Source organism: Hwanghaeella grinnelliae, assembly GCF_004005845.1.
Taxonomy (GTDB): domain Bacteria; phylum Pseudomonadota; class Alphaproteobacteria; order UBA8366; family Aestuariispiraceae; genus Hwanghaeella; species Hwanghaeella grinnelliae.
Genome location: NZ_SADE01000002.1, coordinates 972,746 through 992,607, shown reverse-complemented (window position 1 = coordinate 992,607; position 19,862 = coordinate 972,746). Strand labels below are relative to the sequence as shown.

Annotated in this window: 20 protein-coding genes; 9 read left to right on the top strand and 11 right to left on the bottom strand. The window is 58.2% G+C overall.

From position 1 onward, the window contains the following. Positions 1–413 precede the first annotated feature (413 nt). A complete protein-coding gene (locus EOI86_RS15350; protein ID WP_127766040.1) occupies positions 414–1,349 on the top strand; it encodes a hypothetical protein in 936 nt (311 codons plus the stop codon). Here EOI86_RS15350 and EOI86_RS15345 read toward each other — a convergent pair. From EOI86_RS15345 to EOI86_RS15335, 3 genes are all read right to left on the bottom strand, one after another. Further along, positions 1,300–2,013, bottom strand: coding sequence for a hypothetical protein (locus EOI86_RS15345; RefSeq protein WP_127766039.1), 714 nt, complete (start codon positions 2,011–2,013; stop codon positions 1,300–1,302). The genes EOI86_RS15350 and EOI86_RS15345 overlap by 50 nt on opposite strands. Positions 2,014–2,207: 194 nt before the next feature. Continuing rightward, positions 2,208–4,616 carry a phenylalanine--tRNA ligase subunit beta gene (gene pheT / locus EOI86_RS15340; RefSeq protein ID WP_127766038.1) on the bottom strand — a complete coding sequence of 803 codons (2,409 nt, stop codon included), beginning with the start codon at positions 4,614–4,616 and terminating at the stop codon, positions 2,208–2,210. A gap of 118 nt (positions 4,617–4,734) precedes the next feature. Continuing rightward, a complete protein-coding gene (locus EOI86_RS15335) occupies positions 4,735–5,547 on the bottom strand; it encodes a ParB/RepB/Spo0J family partition protein (RefSeq protein ID WP_127766037.1) in 813 nt (270 codons plus the stop codon). Positions 5,548–5,841: 294 nt separating this feature from the next. Between EOI86_RS15335 and EOI86_RS15330 the strand changes: the two genes are divergently transcribed. From EOI86_RS15330 to EOI86_RS15320, 3 genes are all read left to right on the top strand, one after another. Continuing rightward, the gene (locus EOI86_RS15330) at positions 5,842–6,321 is read left to right on the top strand and encodes a helix-turn-helix domain-containing protein (RefSeq protein ID WP_127766036.1); all 480 of its coding nucleotides are present in this window, start codon (positions 5,842–5,844) and stop codon (positions 6,319–6,321) included. 93 nt (positions 6,322–6,414) lie between these two features. Further along, the gene (locus EOI86_RS15325) at positions 6,415–6,645 is read left to right on the top strand and encodes a hypothetical protein (protein ID WP_127766035.1); all 231 of its coding nucleotides are present in this window, start codon (positions 6,415–6,417) and stop codon (positions 6,643–6,645) included. A gap of 19 nt (positions 6,646–6,664) precedes the next feature. Beyond that, a complete protein-coding gene (locus EOI86_RS15320; RefSeq protein WP_127766034.1) occupies positions 6,665–7,132 on the top strand; it encodes a hypothetical protein in 468 nt (155 codons plus the stop codon). Here the strand turns inward: EOI86_RS15320 and EOI86_RS15315 are convergent. Then, positions 7,077–7,748, bottom strand: a complete 672-nt coding sequence (locus EOI86_RS15315) for a hypothetical protein (protein ID WP_127766033.1) — start codon at positions 7,746–7,748, stop codon at positions 7,077–7,079. The two genes, EOI86_RS15320 and EOI86_RS15315, sit on opposite strands and share 56 nt — an antisense overlap. A 210-nt stretch (positions 7,749–7,958) precedes the next feature. On the opposite strand from EOI86_RS15315, the gene EOI86_RS15310 reads away from it, so the two are divergent. Continuing rightward, complete coding sequence (locus tag EOI86_RS15310) at positions 7,959–8,459, top strand: PaaI family thioesterase (RefSeq protein ID WP_127766032.1); 501 nt, start codon at positions 7,959–7,961, stop codon at positions 8,457–8,459. A gap of 39 nt (positions 8,460–8,498) precedes the next feature. Here the strand turns inward: EOI86_RS15310 and pheS are convergent, their stop codons facing one another. From pheS to rpmI, 3 genes are all read right to left on the bottom strand, one after another. After that, complete coding sequence (gene pheS, locus EOI86_RS15305; RefSeq protein ID WP_127766031.1) at positions 8,499–9,587, bottom strand: phenylalanine--tRNA ligase subunit alpha; 1,089 nt, start codon at positions 9,585–9,587, stop codon at positions 8,499–8,501. Positions 9,588–9,755: 168 nt separating this feature from the next. Further along, complete coding sequence (gene rplT / locus EOI86_RS15300) at positions 9,756–10,124, bottom strand: 50S ribosomal protein L20 (protein WP_127766030.1); 369 nt, start codon at positions 10,122–10,124, stop codon at positions 9,756–9,758. A gap of 44 nt (positions 10,125–10,168) precedes the next feature. Next, the gene (gene rpmI / locus EOI86_RS15295; protein ID WP_127766029.1) at positions 10,169–10,369 is read right to left on the bottom strand and encodes a 50S ribosomal protein L35; all 201 of its coding nucleotides are present in this window, start codon (positions 10,367–10,369) and stop codon (positions 10,169–10,171) included. Between the two features lie 341 nt (positions 10,370–10,710). Here rpmI and EOI86_RS15290 point away from each other — a divergent pair, with 341 nt between their 5' ends. The 4 genes from EOI86_RS15290 to EOI86_RS15275 all read left to right on the top strand — a co-directional run bounded on the left by EOI86_RS15290 (position 10,711) and on the right by EOI86_RS15275 (position 14,130). Continuing rightward, positions 10,711–11,751 (top strand): hypothetical protein, encoded by a 1,041-nt coding sequence (locus EOI86_RS15290; RefSeq protein WP_127766028.1) that lies wholly within the window; start codon positions 10,711–10,713, stop codon positions 11,749–11,751. A gap of 46 nt (positions 11,752–11,797) precedes the next feature. After that, complete coding sequence (locus EOI86_RS15285) at positions 11,798–13,015, top strand: BaiN/RdsA family NAD(P)/FAD-dependent oxidoreductase (RefSeq protein ID WP_127766027.1); 1,218 nt, start codon at positions 11,798–11,800, stop codon at positions 13,013–13,015. Between the two features lie 93 nt (positions 13,016–13,108). Further along, positions 13,109–13,633 (top strand): hypothetical protein, encoded by a 525-nt coding sequence (locus tag EOI86_RS15280; protein WP_127766026.1) that lies wholly within the window; start codon positions 13,109–13,111, stop codon positions 13,631–13,633. Then, the gene (locus EOI86_RS15275) at positions 13,630–14,130 is read left to right on the top strand and encodes a hypothetical protein (protein WP_127766025.1); all 501 of its coding nucleotides are present in this window, start codon (positions 13,630–13,632) and stop codon (positions 14,128–14,130) included. The genes EOI86_RS15280 and EOI86_RS15275 overlap by 4 nt, the downstream gene beginning before the upstream one ends. 12 nt (positions 14,131–14,142) lie before the next feature. Here the strand turns inward: EOI86_RS15275 and EOI86_RS15270 are convergent, their stop codons facing one another. From EOI86_RS15270 to EOI86_RS15255, 4 genes are all read right to left on the bottom strand, one after another. Then, a complete protein-coding gene (locus EOI86_RS15270) occupies positions 14,143–16,836 on the bottom strand; it encodes a bifunctional acetate--CoA ligase family protein/GNAT family N-acetyltransferase (RefSeq protein ID WP_127766024.1) in 2,694 nt (897 codons plus the stop codon). Between the two features lie 212 nt (positions 16,837–17,048). After that, positions 17,049–18,011 carry an NAD(P)H-dependent flavin oxidoreductase gene (locus tag EOI86_RS15265; RefSeq protein WP_127766023.1) on the bottom strand — a complete coding sequence of 321 codons (963 nt, stop codon included), beginning with the start codon at positions 18,009–18,011 and terminating at the stop codon, positions 17,049–17,051. Positions 18,012–18,033: 22 nt separating this feature from the next. Beyond that, positions 18,034–18,942, bottom strand: coding sequence for a branched-chain-amino-acid transaminase (gene ilvE, locus EOI86_RS15260; protein ID WP_127766022.1), 909 nt, complete (start codon positions 18,940–18,942; stop codon positions 18,034–18,036). 121 nt (positions 18,943–19,063) lie between these two features. Further along, on the bottom strand, positions 19,064–19,807 hold the full coding sequence (locus tag EOI86_RS15255) for a Bax inhibitor-1/YccA family protein (protein WP_127766021.1): 744 nt from the start codon (positions 19,805–19,807) through the stop codon (positions 19,064–19,066). Positions 19,808–19,862 lie beyond the last annotated feature (55 nt).

The following is a 19,862-nucleotide window of genomic DNA, read 5'->3' as shown; positions in this document are numbered from 1 at the left end:
TCCGTTATTTGGATTTACTGTGATTTACTTATTTAGGCCAGTAGAAACATACGTAGATGAAGGAAAACGAAAAGAAACTTCCCAAAACCGCTCAATTCCGAACGCCACGCACAAACTACCAATGAAGTTACTCGAGGCGGCGGCGACCTACAACAACGCTCGCCAATGGCAACCAAATACATAGGTCATACGAACGCCATACCCTGACACCGTGCCTCCATGTTTGAAAACCTCCCGACGTTGATTGGGGCCTGACGGAAAGACGATTTTGCTACCTTTGATTATTATTAGTGTTAATGAACATCGCCTTATGTGTGCTATAAGCTTTTGCGTTTGCTTGTTTTTTTGAACCGTGCAACATTTTCTTTGCTCGCGGTTTTGATTTGTATGGCGCTTGGGGAGGCGTGCCGCAGATGATTGGCTCAACCAGTCTGACGACTAATCTTGTGGGGGGGATCAGCGACACGCGATTTGGCGTTGCATCCCGGATCCATGCATCCGGCGTTGAAACGCTCGCCGTGGATTTGATGCCGGAACTCAATCCACACGCACTGAATCTTAGCGTCGCCCCGTTCCCCTTGGCCCTTGATTATAGTCAGGGTGGGGTTGCGACCTTTCGGGATTCACATTTCTTCGTCATCCGATGGAACCCAATGCGCCTCAGCGCCCGTGCCGCCTGTTTCACGGAACAAAGGCTGCGCAACGAGTCGCCTGGAAAAGTTATCCTTCTTTGTTACGACATGGGCGGGTGGTGCATCGAGCGGGTATATTCCCCACACGGCGCAGCGGATCGCTTTCGCGCACTGTCTTCCGCCGGGAACTTGGTCCCCCTGCCGACCACTTTCATACGGCAAACCGAGCCGACCGAGGGGAACATCGTCACACCGTTCGGAAGATTGGCCTTTTCGCTTTGGCGCCAAATGATCGAGAAGAAATGCCCGGAAGCAAAGGAAGCTTTCTGGAAACTTGCCGGCACGCGCGCTGTCCTGGCGTCAGCCGACGATGACGACGACACCCTCCGGCTGAGCTATGTCGGAACACAGGCGCCGATTCTTCGGTACTACGGCGAGGATTGGAAGGCAGAAGCATTGAGCGTCAATTCCCGCAAACTGGGCGCGCATAATCGTCATGAAGCCCGGATGAACCAAGAATACCGGGACGTGGCGCGCACCTTCAAGCCAAGGGTGGACTTTGTTGTCGGCCATCTGGAACTGCCGAGCGGGATTTCAGCTTGGGTACAGTATCAGCGGCTCATGCTGCCGGTGCCCAGCGGACACCACGTGCCTGCCGTGCAGGTTTTTACCGATCTGCTGCCAAATGTGGCGTTTCCGTTTCTAGAGACCCCGTAGCATCGGCCAGATCTTTCAGGTCCATCCAAACGATCCATTCATCCACATGCCCCTTCCCATCGGCCCGCCGCCAACGAAGGCCTTTGGGATGCTGGTGATAGTAGCCGTATTTCGCGGCAATCCCGCGCACCATCAGGGAATGCGTTGCCGTGCCATACATATAGTCCGGCCGCCATCGCAACAGGGATAGACCGAAGGCGAAGCCTGAACATACAGACGCCAATCCACCGCCGCGATACGGGCCATTTGGCGAAATCCAAGTTTCACCAGCGTAGACGACCCTGCCCGTGATCCGTTCAAGATAGTAGCACTCGTCAAAAATGGAGTTCTTTGTGTCTGCCTTGAAATAAGGCGTGTGGATGAGGTCCCTGTTCTCCGCGATGTGCTCGGCGAGGTTCTTGTTCCCCAAATCGTCGATCCGCGCGGCCTGCAGCAATACGCACGCGCCTGTATCGTTCACCCCTTTGATCCAAAAAGCGTTCTCTGCGCCGACACGGCATTTCCGCCAATCGAAAATCGGCGAAAGCGGGTCCCGCCCGTCCAACTCGTCCACCAATTGCTGCAGATGGACAAAATCCGTCGACATCTCGATCGAGACACCGGCTTCCTTCGCTTTGCCGTCCAGCGCCGTCAAAAAACGAACAGTCTTCAACTCATTGATCATGCCCCGCGCCTTAACCCATCGTTTCGAATTCCGATAAGGAACAATAGCGGGTGTCAACTTAAAGAAAATAAATCGAAGATTGTAATTTTATAAAAATACTGCGGGTTTCCGCAATTATCTACAATCGAGGAGACGCTGAACACAGCCTTGCCGCGTTCCTAATGGAACCGGGCCCGTTCACACGCGCTTTCGTGCTAGACGCGCAGCTTCCCGCCGGTCTGCTTTTCGACATTCGCGACGATCTTGCCGGCGATCGCGTCGATGTCCTCATCCGTCAGGGTCTTGTCCGTCGGTTGGATCGTCACGGTGACGGCCACGGATTTCTGCCCCTCAAGTTCGGCACCGGTATAGACATCGAAAATCGCCGCATCCGTGATCATCTTTTTGTCTGCACCGGCAGCCGCACGCGCCAAGGCATCGGCGGATGTACCGGAAGAAACAAGGAATGCGAAGTCCCGGTAGACCGGCAGAAGATTCTCAGTCTTTAACAGCGGGCGCGCCTTACCGCCGCCTTTCGACCGCGGTTGCGGAATGCGGTCCATGAAGATCTCGAAAATGGCGGCCTTGCCCTTAATATCCATCTGCCGCGCCAGGCCAGGATGCAATTCACCGAACCAGGCAAGCACGTTCGGTCCCAGACGCAGTCCGCCGGACCGGCCGGGATGATACCAAGCCGGCGCATCGGTCGAGACTTGCAGGTTCTGCACTGGGGCGCCGCACGCTTCCAAAACCGCCATCGCGTCTGCCTTGGCGTCGAACGCATCAACATCCCGCGGCGCATGCTCCCAATGCCGGGGGCCGGACTTTCCGGCCCGGATACCGGCGGCAACCGTGTCTTGCCCCTTGGGCGACGGGTCCCGGAAGGCAGGGCCAACTTCGAACAGCATGCCATCCGGTTGGCCACGGTCGGCATTGCGAACCACGGCTTGGATGAGATTCGGCAAAATACTGGGACGCATGACGTCCAGATCCGAACTGATCGGGTTGGCAAGCGTCATTTCAGCAAGATCGAAATTGTCCTCATCCGCGAATTTCATCGCCAGCGCCGAGGGCATGAAGGACCATGTCACCGCTTCCAACATACCCCGTTGCGCCAAAATCTTTTTCGCATAGGCGACGCGCCGCTGTTCGTTGCTGACCGCCGGCGTGGGAAGGGCCGTTTCCGGCGTCAGGGGGACTGCCGGGACCTTGTCGAACCCGTAAATCCGCAGCACTTCCTCAATCAGGCAATATTCCGTTTCGACGTCTTTCCGCCATCCCGGCACATCGGCCGTGATGACCTGCCCGTCGCGCATCGTGCCGAAGCCAAGACGCGAAAGAATGGCTTCCGCCTCAGCCGCCGGCACTTCTATGCCGCTATGCCTTTGCAAGCGCGCCATCCGCAAGTCGATCTTGCGGTCCAGCGTCGGAACTTCACCCACATTCACTTCCTGGCTGGCTTCACCGCCACAAAGCGCCAGAATCAGTCGCGTGGCGACCTGAACGCCCCATTCCGCGGATGCCGGATCAAGCCCGCGCTCGAAGCGGTAACGGGCATCGGAGTTGATGCCGAGCTTTCGGCCCGTCTCCGCAACCTTGATCGGATCGAAAAGCGCCACTTCCAGAAAGACGTTTGTGGTTTCCAACGTACAGCCCGAAACCTCGCCGCCCATCACACCGCCGATCCCTTCCGGACCGTTTTCGTCCGCAATGACCAGCATGCTGTCGTCCAACGCGTATTCGCGGCCATCCAATGCCAGTATGCTCTCGCCGTCGCGGGCGAACCGCATGGTCGGATTGCCTTTGACCTTATCCGCATCGAAGACGTGCAGCGGCCGCCCCAGGTCATAGGTCACATAGTTTGTGATATCCACTAGGGCCGAAATCGGGCGAAGGCCGATCGCCTTCAGGCGCTGCTGCATCCATTTCGGGCTCGGCCCGTTCTTCACGTTCCGGAAATGCCGACCGGCAACATATTGGCAAACGCCGACTGCTTCATCGGCGATTTCCCATGTCAACGGGCTGTCGTAGACACCGTCGATCCGGTCCAGATCCGGTGCTTTCAAGGTACCCAACCCCGCCGCGGCAAGGTCGCGTGCGATGCCATAGACACCCAGGCAGTCTGCCCGGTTCGGGGTAATGCCGATCTCGAAAACAGGGTCGTCCAGACCGGCGAACGCGGCGAAGCCTGTTCCAACCGGCGCATCGGCAGCCAATTCGATAATGCCGTCATGCTCGTCGCTGAGGCCCATCTCACGCTCGGAGCACAGCATACCGTTTGATGCTTCCCCCCGGATTTCCCCGGATTTCAGGTCGATACCGGTACCCGGAATGTGTGACCCGGCCGGTGCGAAAACGCCCTTCATGCCGGTCCTCGCATTTGGCGCGCCGCAAACCACTTGGACAATTTCGGACCCGGTATTCACCATGCACACTTGCAGACGGTCTGCATTCGGGTGCTTCCGTGCCTCTTCCACGTAACCGATGACAAACGGCGCCAAACCCGCGGAAGGGTCGTCGACGGATTCTACCTCGAGCCCGATGGAGGTCAGCTTATCGGCGATTTCTCGCACCGAAGCGTCGGTATCGAGGTGATCCTTGAGCCAGGAGAGTGTGAATTTCATGTGCTTGCCGTGACCGTGGAATGCTTTCTGAAGACGCCTGAAACATAAGGCGTCCCGGGCTTATAAACAGGCCCGGCGCGCGAAACAAGGCAGCCAGCCAGTGACGAGACGTCCCCGTTCAAGGCAAATCCTTCTCTTCCAGGACATGGACGATAAAGCGGCGGCGCACCGTTGCGCTGGCCGACCGCCAATGCCAAAGCAGCTTGTTATAGGCAAGGTCATCCGGACCCTCGGTTTCCTCGGAATCGCCCCTCTTCTCCATGGCCCGGACCGCAGCACCCACCGTGGGGACAGGCGCATTGGTCGTGGCAAGGACATCAGCGATCTGCGATTGTTTCGCCCCATCGAATTTACTGAGGACCTCCAGCTCGCCAAGATTGTCGGCGACGGGCGACATACTCAATTTGGAAACCGCTACCGGGTCCAACTTCTCACCCACGGATGCTTCCCGCATGATGGTTCGGCGCGACCGGTCCGATCGCACCGCCAAGTCGTCCCACCAGCTTGTCAAAGTGCCATCAACTGCACTTTGGTGGAAATCACCGCTCTTTCGATCCCCCCCACGGCGGGTCTCGGGCCGACTTTGTTGGATAAGTCGGCGGTATTCCGCCACGAAAAGACAGCGCTCCAACCGCGTTAACTCGTTCCGCTGCAAGTTTTCCAGCAATTCGTCCAGCCGCAACTCCTCATTCGACCCCGAGACGACAAAGGCCGGGATGGTTTCCCAACCAAGCTGCCGCGCCGCCATCAACCGATGCAGACCGCTTACCAGTATGTAGTGTTGTTCGTCGGGCTCTTTGCTCACTTCAATCGGAGAACGAAGGCCGCGCTTGTCCATGTCACCGGCCAAACCGTCGACATATTCCGGCGTGGCCGGGCGGAGTCGATCGCGTACCTCAATTTCGGAGAGGGAAATATGATGAACTTTCATGGGACGGGAAACGCCACTATTCAATACGGTTTAAACAACAGGGGTGATCCCGCCACGCATACTGCCGGCCGCCCCCACCAAACAACTATTCCAATTAAACTAATGCATCGCGGCACGGCTTTTCAATCCACAGACGTTAGGTAACCCTCTATTGTCGGCATTCGATGCTATACTTTCGGTTGGTTGTCATCGCATTCATCAGCGACCATAGTTATGGTTTGGAAATCGGTTTTGGGCATCCGGCGATCCGTGTTCATGCGAGGGCCCGCAACCAGGGGGAATGGTAGACAGCAGATGAGTACGACCACGAAGGAACGGCCCGTCCAGGTCGACACGGCCTTATGGCCAGAGGATTTTTCCCAGGACACCGGATTCAGGGACAGGCTGCGGCAGGTTGTCGATGAAATCGGCAGCCGCAAACGCGCCGGACTGATCGCCAATGTAAAGGCGGAGATGATCACCAAATACATCGACGGTAAGGCGAAGCCGACTTTCTTCACCGTCCGCGCCCTGGCATCGGCGGCGGGCGTCGGCATGGATTGGTTGGCCTATGGCGAGGAACACCGGCCGACAGTCGAGCAGGAAGGCCCGATCGATCACGATTTGCTGGCAATGGTCATCGAAAATCTCGAAGAACGCTTGTCGCAGTTCGACGTCAACATCTCTACGGAGAAACGCGCCCGGCTGATTGCCTTGATGTACGAACATTTCGTCCATCTGGAGGAAGAAGACCGCCAGCGTTCGACCTTCCTGAGCAGGCTGTTGCCGGTGTGACCAAAGGGGCCGCAACCGAAACACGGTGTTTGCCCGTTTGGGTTTAGTGGATTATGTTCCGGCCACTCTTGTTCACCAACGGTGTGATACTCAATGGTCAATAGACACACACAGGTTTCGTCGGAAATCCTCAGCATTCTGCTCGACAGCAATGCTGCTAAGATTCAGGCCCTATCCGAAGATTTTGAATTGGCGCCGCTCGTTCGGGCCTATATTTCAGACAAGTTCGGCGTCATGTCTTTGAACGAACTGAACAATCGGCAAATGCGCGACCTGATCGGGTTCATCGAAGGTTTCCGGGACCTTGCGCGGAAAGGCGACTAGATCCTTGACGGACGTCCCAATGGAAAGGCTCACCTTGACCTCCCCGGAGGAGGTCGACGACGTCTTGTTCCGGCGTTGCCTGGATTGGTATGCCACGTCCAAAGGCCGTTTCTCGTTGAACCAGAATGAGTTGGAAGATTTTCTGCCTTTCTTGCAACTCCATGCGGTCGGCGATAACGGATCGCGTTATCTTTATTGTGGGGCGAAGTCGGTCGTCGGGGACTTGTACGGCGAGGAATTCTGCGTCGATGCCCAGGGCAAGGAAGGCCTGCCGGACAGCGCCTTCGAGCAAACGCTGAACCGTGACTATTGGATCGTGAGCCGCACCGAGACGCCGATTGCGCAGCGGGTGCGTGCGCCGATCGACGTCTACGGTACGAAGTTCTCAGTGGAGTTTTTCCGCTACGTGTTCCCCGTGCGTTTCAACGAGTTTAACGCGGTAGGTGTTTTAGCCCGCTTCGCGGAGTCTCCAATTCTATTAAATTGATCATGTCCTCGTGGGACATCCACGAGAAGAACTCCTGCGGCAGGATCCATTTATGCCAGTGCTGCCCGACACGGGCGAAGTTGGTGTACCATGACCGCACCCCAAACCCGCCATACATGATAGGGTTTTCGAACCAGGCATAGACATAGTCGGGCTGCCAGCGGATGAAGGTTGCAAGCAGCCCTATCTTGGTTAGCAGCGGTCCCAGACCGTTCTTTCGAAGGTCCCGATCGACCCAGGTATCCCCATGATAGGCGCACAGACCCTGCAACGCCCGCATCGGCGAACCATTGGTCAGCGGTGGGTCAGAATGGAAGCAGCGGGCGAGTTGTGCCTGCAGCAACTCCTCTAGGTTGTTCCTGCCCGTATCGTCCAATTTCGATGCCTGGACATGCACGGTGCGACCTTCCTCGTTCGTCCCGTGGATCCAAAAAACACGATCTGAAACGAGATCAAACTTCCCAGGATGGAACAGGGGCGATAGCGCCTTACCGGTCAACTCGTTCTCCAGCCTGTAAAGCGCGGCAATATCGGTGCGGAACGAGATACGGATTCCAGCCTCTTCAGCCTCGTCGATCAGCTCCGACATTAGAAATGATGCATTGAATGGATTCATTGTGTGTCTCCCGTCTTGGTGAAGAACACTATTGCTACGCATGAACCATGCGCCGGTCTATTGCCCGTTATGAGAGAGGTCTGGCACCGCCGCCCTCAACCCTTTCAATGGCACCGCGTGCTGGATCGCGTCGCTTTTAAGCTTTCCCCCGGCTTCGCACTCAGATATTTACGCGTCTCCAACTGTCAGAACCGCTATCCTGGTAGAACAATGGAAAAGGTCTTTTCCGCGCCCGGCGCAGATGAACTCGGCACTTTGCCGGTGTCCGAAGTGTTCTCGATGTCCGGGATGGACTTCCTGACCGGTGTCCGGGACGGTGTTTATCCCATCCCGCCAATCGCCGGCCCGATGCGGATGCGGTTGGTTGAAGTTGAAGAGGGGCGCGCGGTCTTCGCTTCCGATCCGGACGAACACCTCTTGAACCCGATCGGTACTGTGCATGGCGGTTATGCCATGACGGTACTGGACAGTTGCATGGGATGCGCCATCCACACCACGCTGCTGCCGGGCGAGGCCTATATCACGGTTGAAGCCAAGGTGAACATGGTGCGACCGATCCTGCCGCATACCGGCATCATCCGGGCGACCGGGACCTTGATCCATCGCGGCCGCACCACGGCCACGGCCGAAGGCAAGTTGATGTCGGAAAGCGGCAAGCTGTTGGCGCATGGCACCACGACATGCTCGATCATGCCGGCGCCAAAAAGCTGATACTGTCGGAAGGTTGTGGCGCGTAAACCGCTACGCGGTTTACGGCGTCAGCCCGCGTTCCAGACTGGCGACTTCCAGCGGCACGAAACCGTAATGTTTCAGCCAGCGGATATCCGCTTCATAGAAGGTGCGCAGGTCCGGGATGCCGTATTTCAGCATCGCGATCCGCTCTATCCCCATCCCGAAAGCGAAACCCTGGTATTCCTCTGGATCGATGCCGCAATGCTGCAGCACCTTCGGATGCACCATGCCGCAGCCCAGAATTTCCAGCCAATCGTCGTAATGGCCGATCTTCAATTCGCCGCCTTCGCGGGAACAGCCGATATCCACTTCCGCACTCGGCTCCGTGAAGGGGAAGTAACTGGGTCGGAAGCGCAGCGGCACGTTTTCCACCTCGAAATAGGCGTCGCAGAATTCCTGCAAGCAGCCTTTCAGATGGCCGAATGTGATGTGCTTGTCGATGACCAAGCCTTCAACCTGATGGAACATCGGCGTATGGGTCGCGTCATAGTCGGATCGGTAGGTACGGCCCGGCGCGATGATGCGGATCGGCGGTTCTTCGCTCTGCATCGTCCGGACCTGAACGGGCGAGGTATGAGTGCGCAGCACCTTCTCGAAATCCGGATTGCCGTTCTCGTCCTGCAGATAGAACGTATCCATCATCTGCCGGGCGGGATGTTCGGCTGGAATGTTCAGCGCGGTGAAATTGTGGAAGTCGTCTTCGATATTCGGCCCTTCGCGGACGGAAAGCCCCATGGCGCCGAAAATCGCAACGATTTCGTCCATGGTCTGGCTGATCGGATGCAGTTTGCCGCGAGATTCCGGGCGGACAGGCAGCGAAACGTCCAATCTTTCCGACTCGAGCTGTTGTTGAAGCGCCGCGGCTTCCAGGTCTGCCTTGCGAGCGTCGATCGCCTCGGCAACGGCGTCCTTTACCGCGTTGAGCGCCTGCCCCGTCGTTTTGCGTTCTTCCGGCGACAGGCCGCCCAGCCCCTTCATGGCGGCGGTGATCTTGCCCTTCTTGCCCAAGGCTCCTACCCGCGCCGAATCCAGGGCCGCAAGGTCCGCAGCGGACGAAACTTCTTCCAGAAGCTCCGATTTCAACGCCTCAACATCAATTGCCGTCATTCTTCCAGAACCTGCCTGAATACTCGTGGAACGATCAAAAAGGACCGAACGAAGGGGTCGAACAAAAACAGCCCGTGGAAGGCCACGGGCTGTTTAGCGGTTTCGCCCGCGTCTTGGCAAGCCATCGGCCGGCCGAGACGCCCAGGCAAGTCCCTAAAGCGCGATACCTTATTTCGCGATCGCGGCTTTCGCCTGATCGACGATGGCCTTGAACGCATCGGGCTCATGCACGGCGATGTCGGCCAGAACCTTGCGGTCCAGCTCGATACCGGCCTTGTGCACGCCGTCCATGAAGCGAGCATAGGTCATTTCATTGTCGGTCGCCTGGCGGACGGCAGCGTTGATACGCTGGATCCACAGCTTGCGGAAATCCCGCTTGCGGACGCGACGGTCGCGATAGGCGTACTGACCTGCCTTCTCCACCGCCTGCATTGCAACGCGGATGGTGGATTTGCGGCGGCCGTAATAGCCTTTCGCAGCCTTCAAAATCTTCTTGTGACGTGCTTGGCGCGTCTTGCCGTTGGTCACGCGTGCCATTGTTCTGTGCTCCTAATCTCGAAATATGCGTTCGGGAACGGGCCTCAGCGGCCGCGCAACCAATTGTCCAGGACGACCTTGGCGTCGGAATCACACATGATCTGACCGCCGCGGTTCTGGCGCTTCATTTTCTGCGGACGATTGGACGTGTTGTGCCGCAGGCACGCGCTGTAGAACCGCACCTTGCCGGTGCCGGTGACCTTGAACCGCTTTTTCGCGGAGCTCTTGCTCTTCAGCTTGGGCATTTCGATCTCCTTTTTATCTGCCCCGCCGTTTCGGGCGGGGGCCGGATGACCGGTGAAGAATCCGGGTCCGGCGATCTATCGATCGGCGATGAGGCATACCCAACCGGCCCCACCAACCGCATACACATTACCGCCCGAAGGCTCTGCCTCCGCGCGACCGCGGGGATATACGGGAGGAACCCCACAGATGCAAGCCACCATTTCGGTTCCCCGGGCCTTGGAATTCTGCCACAAGCCCCGAACGGTACCGCTGCCGCCTTTTGACAGACAATAACCGCTATATCAAAGAATACTGTTAGTGTGGTAGCCAAGGACGCAGACAACAGATTGGCGGGGACCAAATGAAACAATGGATCAAATGGGTATTGGCCATCGTCGCGGCCGTGATTCCGCTGGTCCTGTTCACGAGCATCTTGTCTCTGTTCGGCGCCGGCGACGGAGAACTGAAGGGACTGACCAGTTCTGAGGCGTTCAGCCCGGCGATCCTGAAACCGTTTCCGTCCGCCCGACTGGGGATCGTAACCCTTGAATATGGCTGGTGGGTCTTTGCCCATGTTCTGATCTGCATGACCGTCGCGGCCTATTTCGCCACCCTGCTTGTCGGGCACACGAAACGCGCCTCGCGGGAAGTATTGCCACGGCTTGCCACCGTTGTCGCCATTATCGTCGGAACCGTCGGTGTTCTTGCCTATATGGTCCTGACGCCCGACCGGACCGGGGACACGATCGATGCGGCTTTCGCCTATCTGGTCATGACCCCTTTCTACAATTTCCTGACCGCTGCCGGCCTCGCCGATCAATTTACCGGTCAAGACGGCGATCCCTGGCTCTATCTTTCCTTGGGAACCCTGGGCCCGACCTCCTTCGGTATTCTGTGCGTGACCCTGGCCTCCGCCAATTTCCACCACGATGTTCAGTCCCGTAGAGCCTTCGGCACCGAGGGGTGGGAACAAGACTATGCCGCGTGCCTGCGGTCGCTGAAGACCTATGCGGCCGTTTTGAGCCTGATCCTCGTTTCCTCGACCCTGACCGCGCGCGCCTATTTCCATATCGTGCCGAAAATGCTGGCCGTCCCGGCAAAGGATGCGCCCGACCCCGGCATCTATAAGATCTACAGCGATTTCGCGGGCGAGATTTCCACGGCATCGGGTCTGATGTTCACCATGACCCTGATCGCCACTTTCGCGCCCGGCCTTATCGTTCTGCTGCGCGATATCAGCGGCGCCGTCCGCGAGAGCGGTCAGGAAGGCCGCCAATCCCTTATGGAACAACTGGGCCTGACGGATATTCGAACGAACCTGTCCACGATATTGCGCATCGGGTTGACCGTGGCGTCGCCGGCGCTTGCCTCACCGATTGCGGAGGTGTTCCAAAGTCTATAGCTACCGACCCGAACCCTCATGAGCGGAGCGCCTGCGGTTGGAACCCATGCAATACGACACTGTCATCATCGGCGCCGGCGCGGCCGGCATGATGTGTGCGATCCATGCCGCGAAACCAGGCGGCCCACGCGTATTGGTGATCGACCATGCCAAAGCGGCGGGGGAGAAGATCCGCATTTCCGGCGGCGGGCGGTGTAATTTCACCAATTTGGAAACCGCCCCCGACCGGTTCCTGTCCGCCAATCCGCATTTCTGCAAATCGGCGCTCAGCCGGTATACGCAACAGGACTTCGTCGCCCTGGTTCAACGCCACGGCATTCCGTACCACGAAAAGACACTGGGGCAGCTCTTCTGCAATACCACCGCCCAGGACATCATCCGGATGCTGTTGGACGAGATGGACAAGGCCGGTGCGGAAATGCGGCTGGAAACAAGGTTGGTCGATTATTCCAAGACCGACCCCGGCTTCGCGCTGACGCTTGAGACAGACGGTCAACGTGTGCCTGTAACCTGCCGGAACCTTGTCATCGCCTGCGGCGGCAAGTCGATCCCCAAGATGGGCGCCACGGGCTTCGGTTATGAGATCGCACGCCATTTCGATCACACGGTGACAGGCATTCGGGCCGGTCTCGTTCCCTTAACCTTCACGCCGGATGAGACCGAGGAATTCAAAGCCCTCTCCGGCCTGTCCTGCGAGGGGGCGCTTTCCTGTTCTGGCGGCCCCTACGGCAAGGCACGGTTCCGGGAAGCCGTGCTGTTCACCCATCGCGGTCTGTCCGGTCCCGCCGTTTTGCAGATCTCGTCCTATTGGCGCGAAGGACTGCCCGTCACCTTGGCGCTACGGCCCGATATCGACCTGCTGGCTGAGCTGAAACGGCAGAAGACAGCGAACGGCAAACGGCATCTGGCGACCATCCTATCGGACTACCTGCCCAAACGGCTGGCTCAGTCCTTTGCCGAACATGCGGGGCTGGCGGAGCGCAACATCGCCGATATCGGTGACAAGGTCCTCGCTGCACTCGCCACGACCATACAGGCCCGTGAGATCCGCCCGGCGGGGTCGGAAGGCTACCGAACGGCAGAAGTCACCGTCGGCGGCGTCGACACGGCGGGCCTCAATTCCAAAACCATGGAATCGAAAACCGTCCCCGGCCTCTATTTCATCGGTGAGGTTGTGGACGTCACCGGATGGCTCGGCGGGTACAATTTCCAATGGGCCTGGTCATCCGGCTGGGCGGCGGGGACGGCGATCATAGATCGGTAAGCATTCCGAAGATTGCGACCGCAAACAATGACAACGCCAATGCGTCCTGGCAAAATCATGAACTTCTTTGCAATCAAAGGATAGGCACGAGAAATGACACCGGAGAATTTGGCGTTCGTATTCCTACGTCTCGGCGCCGTTCTGATAACTTGCGTGATCGTGACCGATATCCCCAACGCCCTTGAACTTGTGGCGTCATGGCTTAGTGGAGAATTAGAGTTTTACTCGTCATGGTTTATCCAACGGATCATTCTTTTTGGCTTGGCCGGAACCCTTTGGATCTTCGGTGGTTGGTTAAGCCGCAAAGTGACCGCTCCTGTAAGCGATACCACAGAAAAGCACTCTAAACAGTTGAGTATGAAAGATCTATTGGTTGTTGCGTTGGTCGTCGTCGGATTGTTGATTTTGGCGGTCGCCTTGCCGCGTTTACTCTTGGAGATTTTTGAACTTCTGACGAGAGGTTTCACCTCGACGCGTCTCGACTTCATCTGGGTTTCTTCCTGGCCTCTCATCTACAAGCTCATTCCTGTGTTGATCGGCCTAGTGTGCGTTCTGTCGCCGCAATCAATTGCTAAAAGAGCCGGATTGGGCGCCAAAGAGACGGGTGCGAATCAATGAATGCAGGTAGCTTTGCGTACGTTGTGCTACGCCTGGGCGCAATCGTGGTCGCTTATCAAGCCCTGCTGCAGTCGCCCTATATAGTTTCGATGATCCAGGCCTATTTTGCAGGGCGCGACGCAACGTTCTTACTAGGGGTATTCGGCTTTCTGGTCCTTGCAGGCTCATCCTGTATGCTGTGGTTCGGAGCCAAATGGATAAGCTCCAAGATTGTCGCCCCTCTAAAGGACTCCCCGGAACCCGAAACTTCACCTCTTACGGCGGAGACGTTGTTGCAGGTAGGGCTGGTATTGCTTGGTGTATATATGTTGTTTCAAGCATCGTTCTATCTCATTGCCCAGTTGGTCTCCATGACCTCGATGGGTATAGATTTCAGCGGAATCCTTACCGTCATAATTCGCTGCGCCTTTTTCGGAGCATTTGGCATTTTGTGCATCACGAGCCCATCGGGCTTTTCAAAATTGTTGCAAAAATTGAGAAAAGCAGGATCTCCTTGATGCTCACCAGCATCAAAGTTTGAGCTCAAGCTCCACCAATTCCGGGTCTTCGCGGGACATCTTCTGTTTGAAGCCCAGCTCATCGCACATTTGCCGCATGCGTTTGTTTGCCTTGAACGTGACGCCGTCGATCACCTGAAGCTCGTCCGCCCGCGCATAGTCGAGCAGATGTTCCATCAAGACCCAACCCATGCGGTGACCCTGAAGATCACCGCGCACGATGACGCCGAATTCGGCGCGTTCATGGTCTGCATCCGCCATCAGGCGGGAGACACCGGCCAATTCGCCCTTGCTTTCACCCTCATCATCGATGATCGCGACGAAAGCCATGGCGCGGGAATAGTCGAGCTGCGTCAGCCGGATCATTTCCGCATCCGTCAGGCGGGAGACCGAGGTCAGGAGGCGATTCCGGATATCCTCCGCCGAGGTCTTGTCCAGGAAAACAGGGTATAGCGCGGCATCCTCCGGCCTGATCGCCCGCAGGATGAGCTTCATGCCGTTGTCGAGCGTGACCCGTTTCGTCCAATCGTTCGGATAGGGCGTCATCGCCAGGTCCGGATTCGGGCCGGGTTCTTCGACACGGTCCACATCGATGACGATCCGCGCATCGAGCGCCAGCGCCCGATCCCCGCTGACCAGCAGCGGATTGATGTCGATGCCGGTGACGCAGGGGAAGTCGACGACCAAGCTGGACACAGCCCGGATCATTTGGATGATCATCGCCCGATCCGCCGGTTTGTGGCCGCGATAGCCGGCCAACAGACGCCCGATCCGGGTCTGGTCGATAAGATCGCCCGCCAGCACATCGTCGATCGGCGGCAGGGCGATTGCCGTATCCTTCAGCACCTCCACCGCCGTGCCGCCGGCGCCGAAGAGGATTACCGGGCCGAAGGTCGCGTCGTGCTTCATACCGATGATCAACTCGTTGGAATCGGGAAGCGAGACCATCGGCTGGATCATGAAACCATCGATCCGGGCATCCGGATGGGTCCGGGCCACTTTGTCCAACATGCCTTGCACCGTTTGGGCGACGGCTTCCGGCGATTCCAGGCCCAAGGCGACGCCGCCGACATCGGTTTTGTGCGTGATGTCCCGCGACAGCAACTTCACGACTAAGCGTGAATGTCCCGGCAGAAGTTCGGCAGCCACTTCCCGGGCTTCCTTGACGTCTTTCGCCACCAAGGTCGGCGGAGTCGGGATGCCATAGGCGGAAAAGACGCGCTTCGCCTCCGGCTCGGTCAAGATCGTCCTGCCCTCATCCGCGACCGTCTTGAAAATCTCAGACACGACTGCCTTGTCGCCGGAGGGTTCGTCCCCGCCAAAAGCCGGTACGCGGGTCAACAAGCGCTGGGATTGGGTCCAACTTTCCAGCAGGCTCATCGCTTCCGCCGCCTGGGCCGGTGTATCGAAACTGGCAACACCCGCCTTACGCAGCACATGGCGCGCTCCCTTTGCGGAATGTTCGCCAAGCCAGCACCCGAAAACCGGCTTTCGGTTGATCTGGCCTTTCTGGACCATGGAGGAGATTTCCTGCGCCGCCTCAATCGGCGAAGCAAGAGCCGTCGGGCAACTCATGACCAAGATCGCGTCGACACCGGGATCATTTGCGACGATGGAAACCGCATCGCGGTAGCGCTGCGGCGGCGCATCCCCGATGATGTCCACGGGATTCGCCTTTGACCAAGTCGGCGGCAAAACCGCATTCAGCGCCTCGATGGTTTCCGGACTGAGATCCGCGAGGTCGCTGCCGTAATCCATCATCTGGTCCACCGCGAGCACCCCGGCCCCACCGCCATTGGTGACGATGCCCACCCGCATGTCCGGGATGGAGGAAAAATGTTCGATGGTTTCCGCGGCAAGGAACAGATCGTCGAGATCCTTCACCCGCACAACGCCCGCCCGGCGCAGGATGGCGTCGACCACGGTGTCGGACCCCGCGAGCGCCCCGGTATGGGTGGCCGCTGCCTTCGCGGCGGCCTCATGCCGGCCGGACTTGACCGCCAGAACAGGTTTGAGGCGCGACGCGGCCCGGGCCGCCGAGATGAATTTCCGGGGATTTGGGATTGATTCCAAATAAAGCAGAATGGCCTTGGTATGCCTGTCCATAGCCAACAGATCGATGCAATCCGCCATGTCCACATCCGCCATATCGCCCAAGGAGACGATATGCGAGAAACCGACATCCCGGTCGGCGGCCCAATCGATCAGCGCCGTGACGATCGCGCCCGATTGCGACAATAGCGCCAGCTTGCCCGGCATCGGCGCCATATGGGTGAAGCTTGCGTTCAGCCCGACATGCGGCGCCATCATACCGACCGTGTTCGGGCCGATGACCCTGAACAGGTTCGGCTTCGCCGCATCCAGCATTTTCTGACGCAGACCGTTACTGTCGTTTATCCCCGCCGTCAGGACAACTGCCGTGCGGGTCCCGAGTTTGGAGAGATCCTTGATGACCTTCGGGACTGTCTTTGGGGGGGTCATGACGACCGCGATATCCGGCGGTTCCGGCAAATCTTTTATCTGGCGATAGCACTTTATCCCGTTGATTTCGTCATGGTTCGGGTTGACGGGATAGACCTTCCCCTGAAACCCGTTCGAGGCGACGTTCCGTAGGACGATCCGCCCGACAGAACCTTCCTTGGGTGAAGCGCCGATCAAGGCGATCGACTGTGGCGCGAGGATGGGATCAAGATTGCGTATCGTCATATCGGACTCGTCCTTGAATGCGGGATTCCCCACTCACCCTGCCACAGTAATTTTACTGTTTAGGGTCACAAAAGGCGTTTCCTCACGCGAACGCATCTTCGTCACTCTTCGGTGACTAAACCAGAATGCGAGAACCGAGATAATCATAGAACGCAAAAATACAGGACGTACAATTGCTTTCCAACACCGGACTTTGATCTGTTTCCAAGCCGCTATTCTCGGTCGAACCTACCGAGCGCGGCTTCCGCTTCCGCAACCATTCTGGTGACGATATCCCCTGCTGGCGGAATGTCGTTCACCAAATCCGCCGCTTCGCCCGCGATGGTGGCGAATTTATCCATATCGCCGGCCTCGCGGGCACGGGTGTAATCAGTCTGTATTTCAGGAAGCTCGGCATCCATCGCTTGCAATCCTTCCGCCGCCCAGTGATCGATGAACGAATTGCGCAGCGTGCGAATGTCGTAGGGTTCCGGCCAGTCGATGCCGCGGGCTTTGTCGAAGACCGACCCGCGATAGGTCGCGTCCCCACTGCCCTCGGTGAGGCGCTTTTTGCCCTCCTCCGGCGCGAGCGACTCACGGGTCGCATAGAAACGGGTTCCAACCAAGACACCATCCGCCCCCAGCATCAATGCCGCCGCCAGGCCCCGGCCGTCACCCACGCCGCCCGCTGCGACCACAACCACATTCGACGGCAAGGCGTCCCGCACGGCGGGCACCAAGGGAAAGGTCGCCCGCGCGGCGCCGTGTCCGCCCGCTTCGGTTCCTTGGGCGATGACGATATCAGCCCCCTGGTCCGCGACCTGGCGCGCCTGGGCGACCGACTGAACCTGACAAATCAGCACCGCACCCGCATCCTTTACCTTGGCCGCATAGGGTTCGATGCCACCGAAGGAAAACATTATCGCCGCCGGAGAATGTTCCAGGACACCGTCGAGCAATGACGGGTTTTTATCCAATGCCCAGGTGATGAAGCCCGTGCCGATGCGGCTGTTGCCGGCTTCCCGCAGCTCCCGCATCACCCAATCGGTTTCGCTGTACCCGCCGCCGAGCAGCCCCAGACCGCCCGCCTCGCTGACGGCAGCCGCCAGTTTGCCGCCCGTGACGCCCGCCATCGGCGCACACAGGACAGGATGGTCGATAGTCAGAAGCTCGGTCAGTTTGGTCTTGAGCGCCATGTTACCCCCAGCTTTTAGATCTCTAGGACAGTTCCACCGGTGTGCGCCATTCCGGATGCGCATCGTCGGCAGCCATCGTCAATGCGGAGAATCTTTCCATCAAAAGGCTGGTGACCGGTCCGGGTGACCCTGCCGGAAGCACTAACCTGTCGATGGACCGCACGGGCGCGATTTCCCAGGCGGTGCCACAGAAAAAAGCCTCGTCAGCCGCCGCCAGTTCCGACCGGTCTATCGGTCGTTCCTCAACAGGTATCCCCTGCTCCTCCAGCAACGTGATAACGGTCGACCGGGTAATGCTTTCCAGTATGTCGGACGTCTTGTCCGCCGTGATCGCAACCCCATCCCGCACCATGAAGAAACACATGGCCGGCCCTTCCGACACTTTGCCGGACTGGGTCAGCATAAGGGCCGTATCGTATCCGTCCGTCTTCGCCTGAACCGCAGCCACCCGGCCATTCAAATAATTGCCGTTCGCCTTCACCCGCTGGGGCAGGGAACTGTCCGGCGTGCGCCGCCAGCTCGACACCTGAACGTCCAGCCCGTCGGTCGCATAGTCGCCCCGGGCCATCGCGGTAACCGCAAGGGAGACCGGCCCACAGACAAAGGGCTGCCCCGGCCCCGATAGAAAAGCCGTTACGGTGATGTGGACATTGGCCCGGAACCCATTTGCCTTCAAAAGAGCCAAGATCGCTTCACGGCACTCATCCGCGGTGATGATCCGTTCATAACGCATGAAGCGCTGGCTGAATTCCAACCGCTTAAGATGCTCGTTCAACTGCCAGATATTCAGCACCCCGCGTTCTGCATCCCAATAAGCGCGCACCCCTTCGAAAACAGCCGCCCCGTATTTAAAGGCCAGTGACGATACGTGGCAGGTGGCGTCTTCCCACTTCACGAGGCCATCGAGCCAAGCATGATCAGGGTTACTCATGAACAACGTCCTTTCGAGAGGTGCAAAATATGCGGCGACTGCGAGAGTAGCGTATCACCCCAAAAAGCAAAGGCCCGGGACAATGCCCGGGCCTTCAACTGTTCTATGGGTAATGCGAGGATTATTCGCTGCGCATGATACCCAGGATGTTCAGAATATGGATGAACATCACGATGAAGCTGCCATAGAGACGCAGGGCCCCGAAGACTGCCAGACGGGCAACCTGGTCCTGGCCATAATGCGCCTGGTACATGTTCTTGATGTCCTGCGTTTCCCAGGCGGTGATCGCTGCGAACAACAGCACCGTGCCGAAGGAGAGCAGCAGGGAGAAGTCGGAGCTCTGGACGAAGAACGCATTCACCAGACCGGCAATGATGATGCCGATAACCGCCATCAAAGCGAAACGGCCGATTGCCGACAGGTTCTTCTTCGTCGTGTAGCCGAACAGGCTGGCGCCGGCGAACATGCCCGCGGTGATGAAGAAGGCCCTAGCGACGTCCATCGTTCCTTCGGTCGTCTGCAGGAAGAACGCCACCATCGGGGAAATCATGATGCCCCAAAGCGCACAGTAGATCCAATAGAAGCCCTGCGCCGCAACGCCGCTCTTCATGGTGATGATTTTCGGGGAGAACCAGCCCATCCCGAGCAAGGCGATGAACAGAACCCATTTCATGGGGCCGACCGCCAGGGTCACCATGAGATTGGGCATATTCGCCATGGCCAGAACCATGACACCCGTAAGGGCGACACCGAGGGCCATATAGTTGTAGGTCCCCAGCATATACTTGCGCAGACCCTCGTCGAAGTCTGCGCGGGTGCCGACTTGGTCGATAGTCGTTGCGCGAGCGCGCGGATCAAGTGCCATCTTCTCTACCCAGTCCTGTTGTTTATCAGTTGCCTGTTTTCGTTCGTAGCCGCAT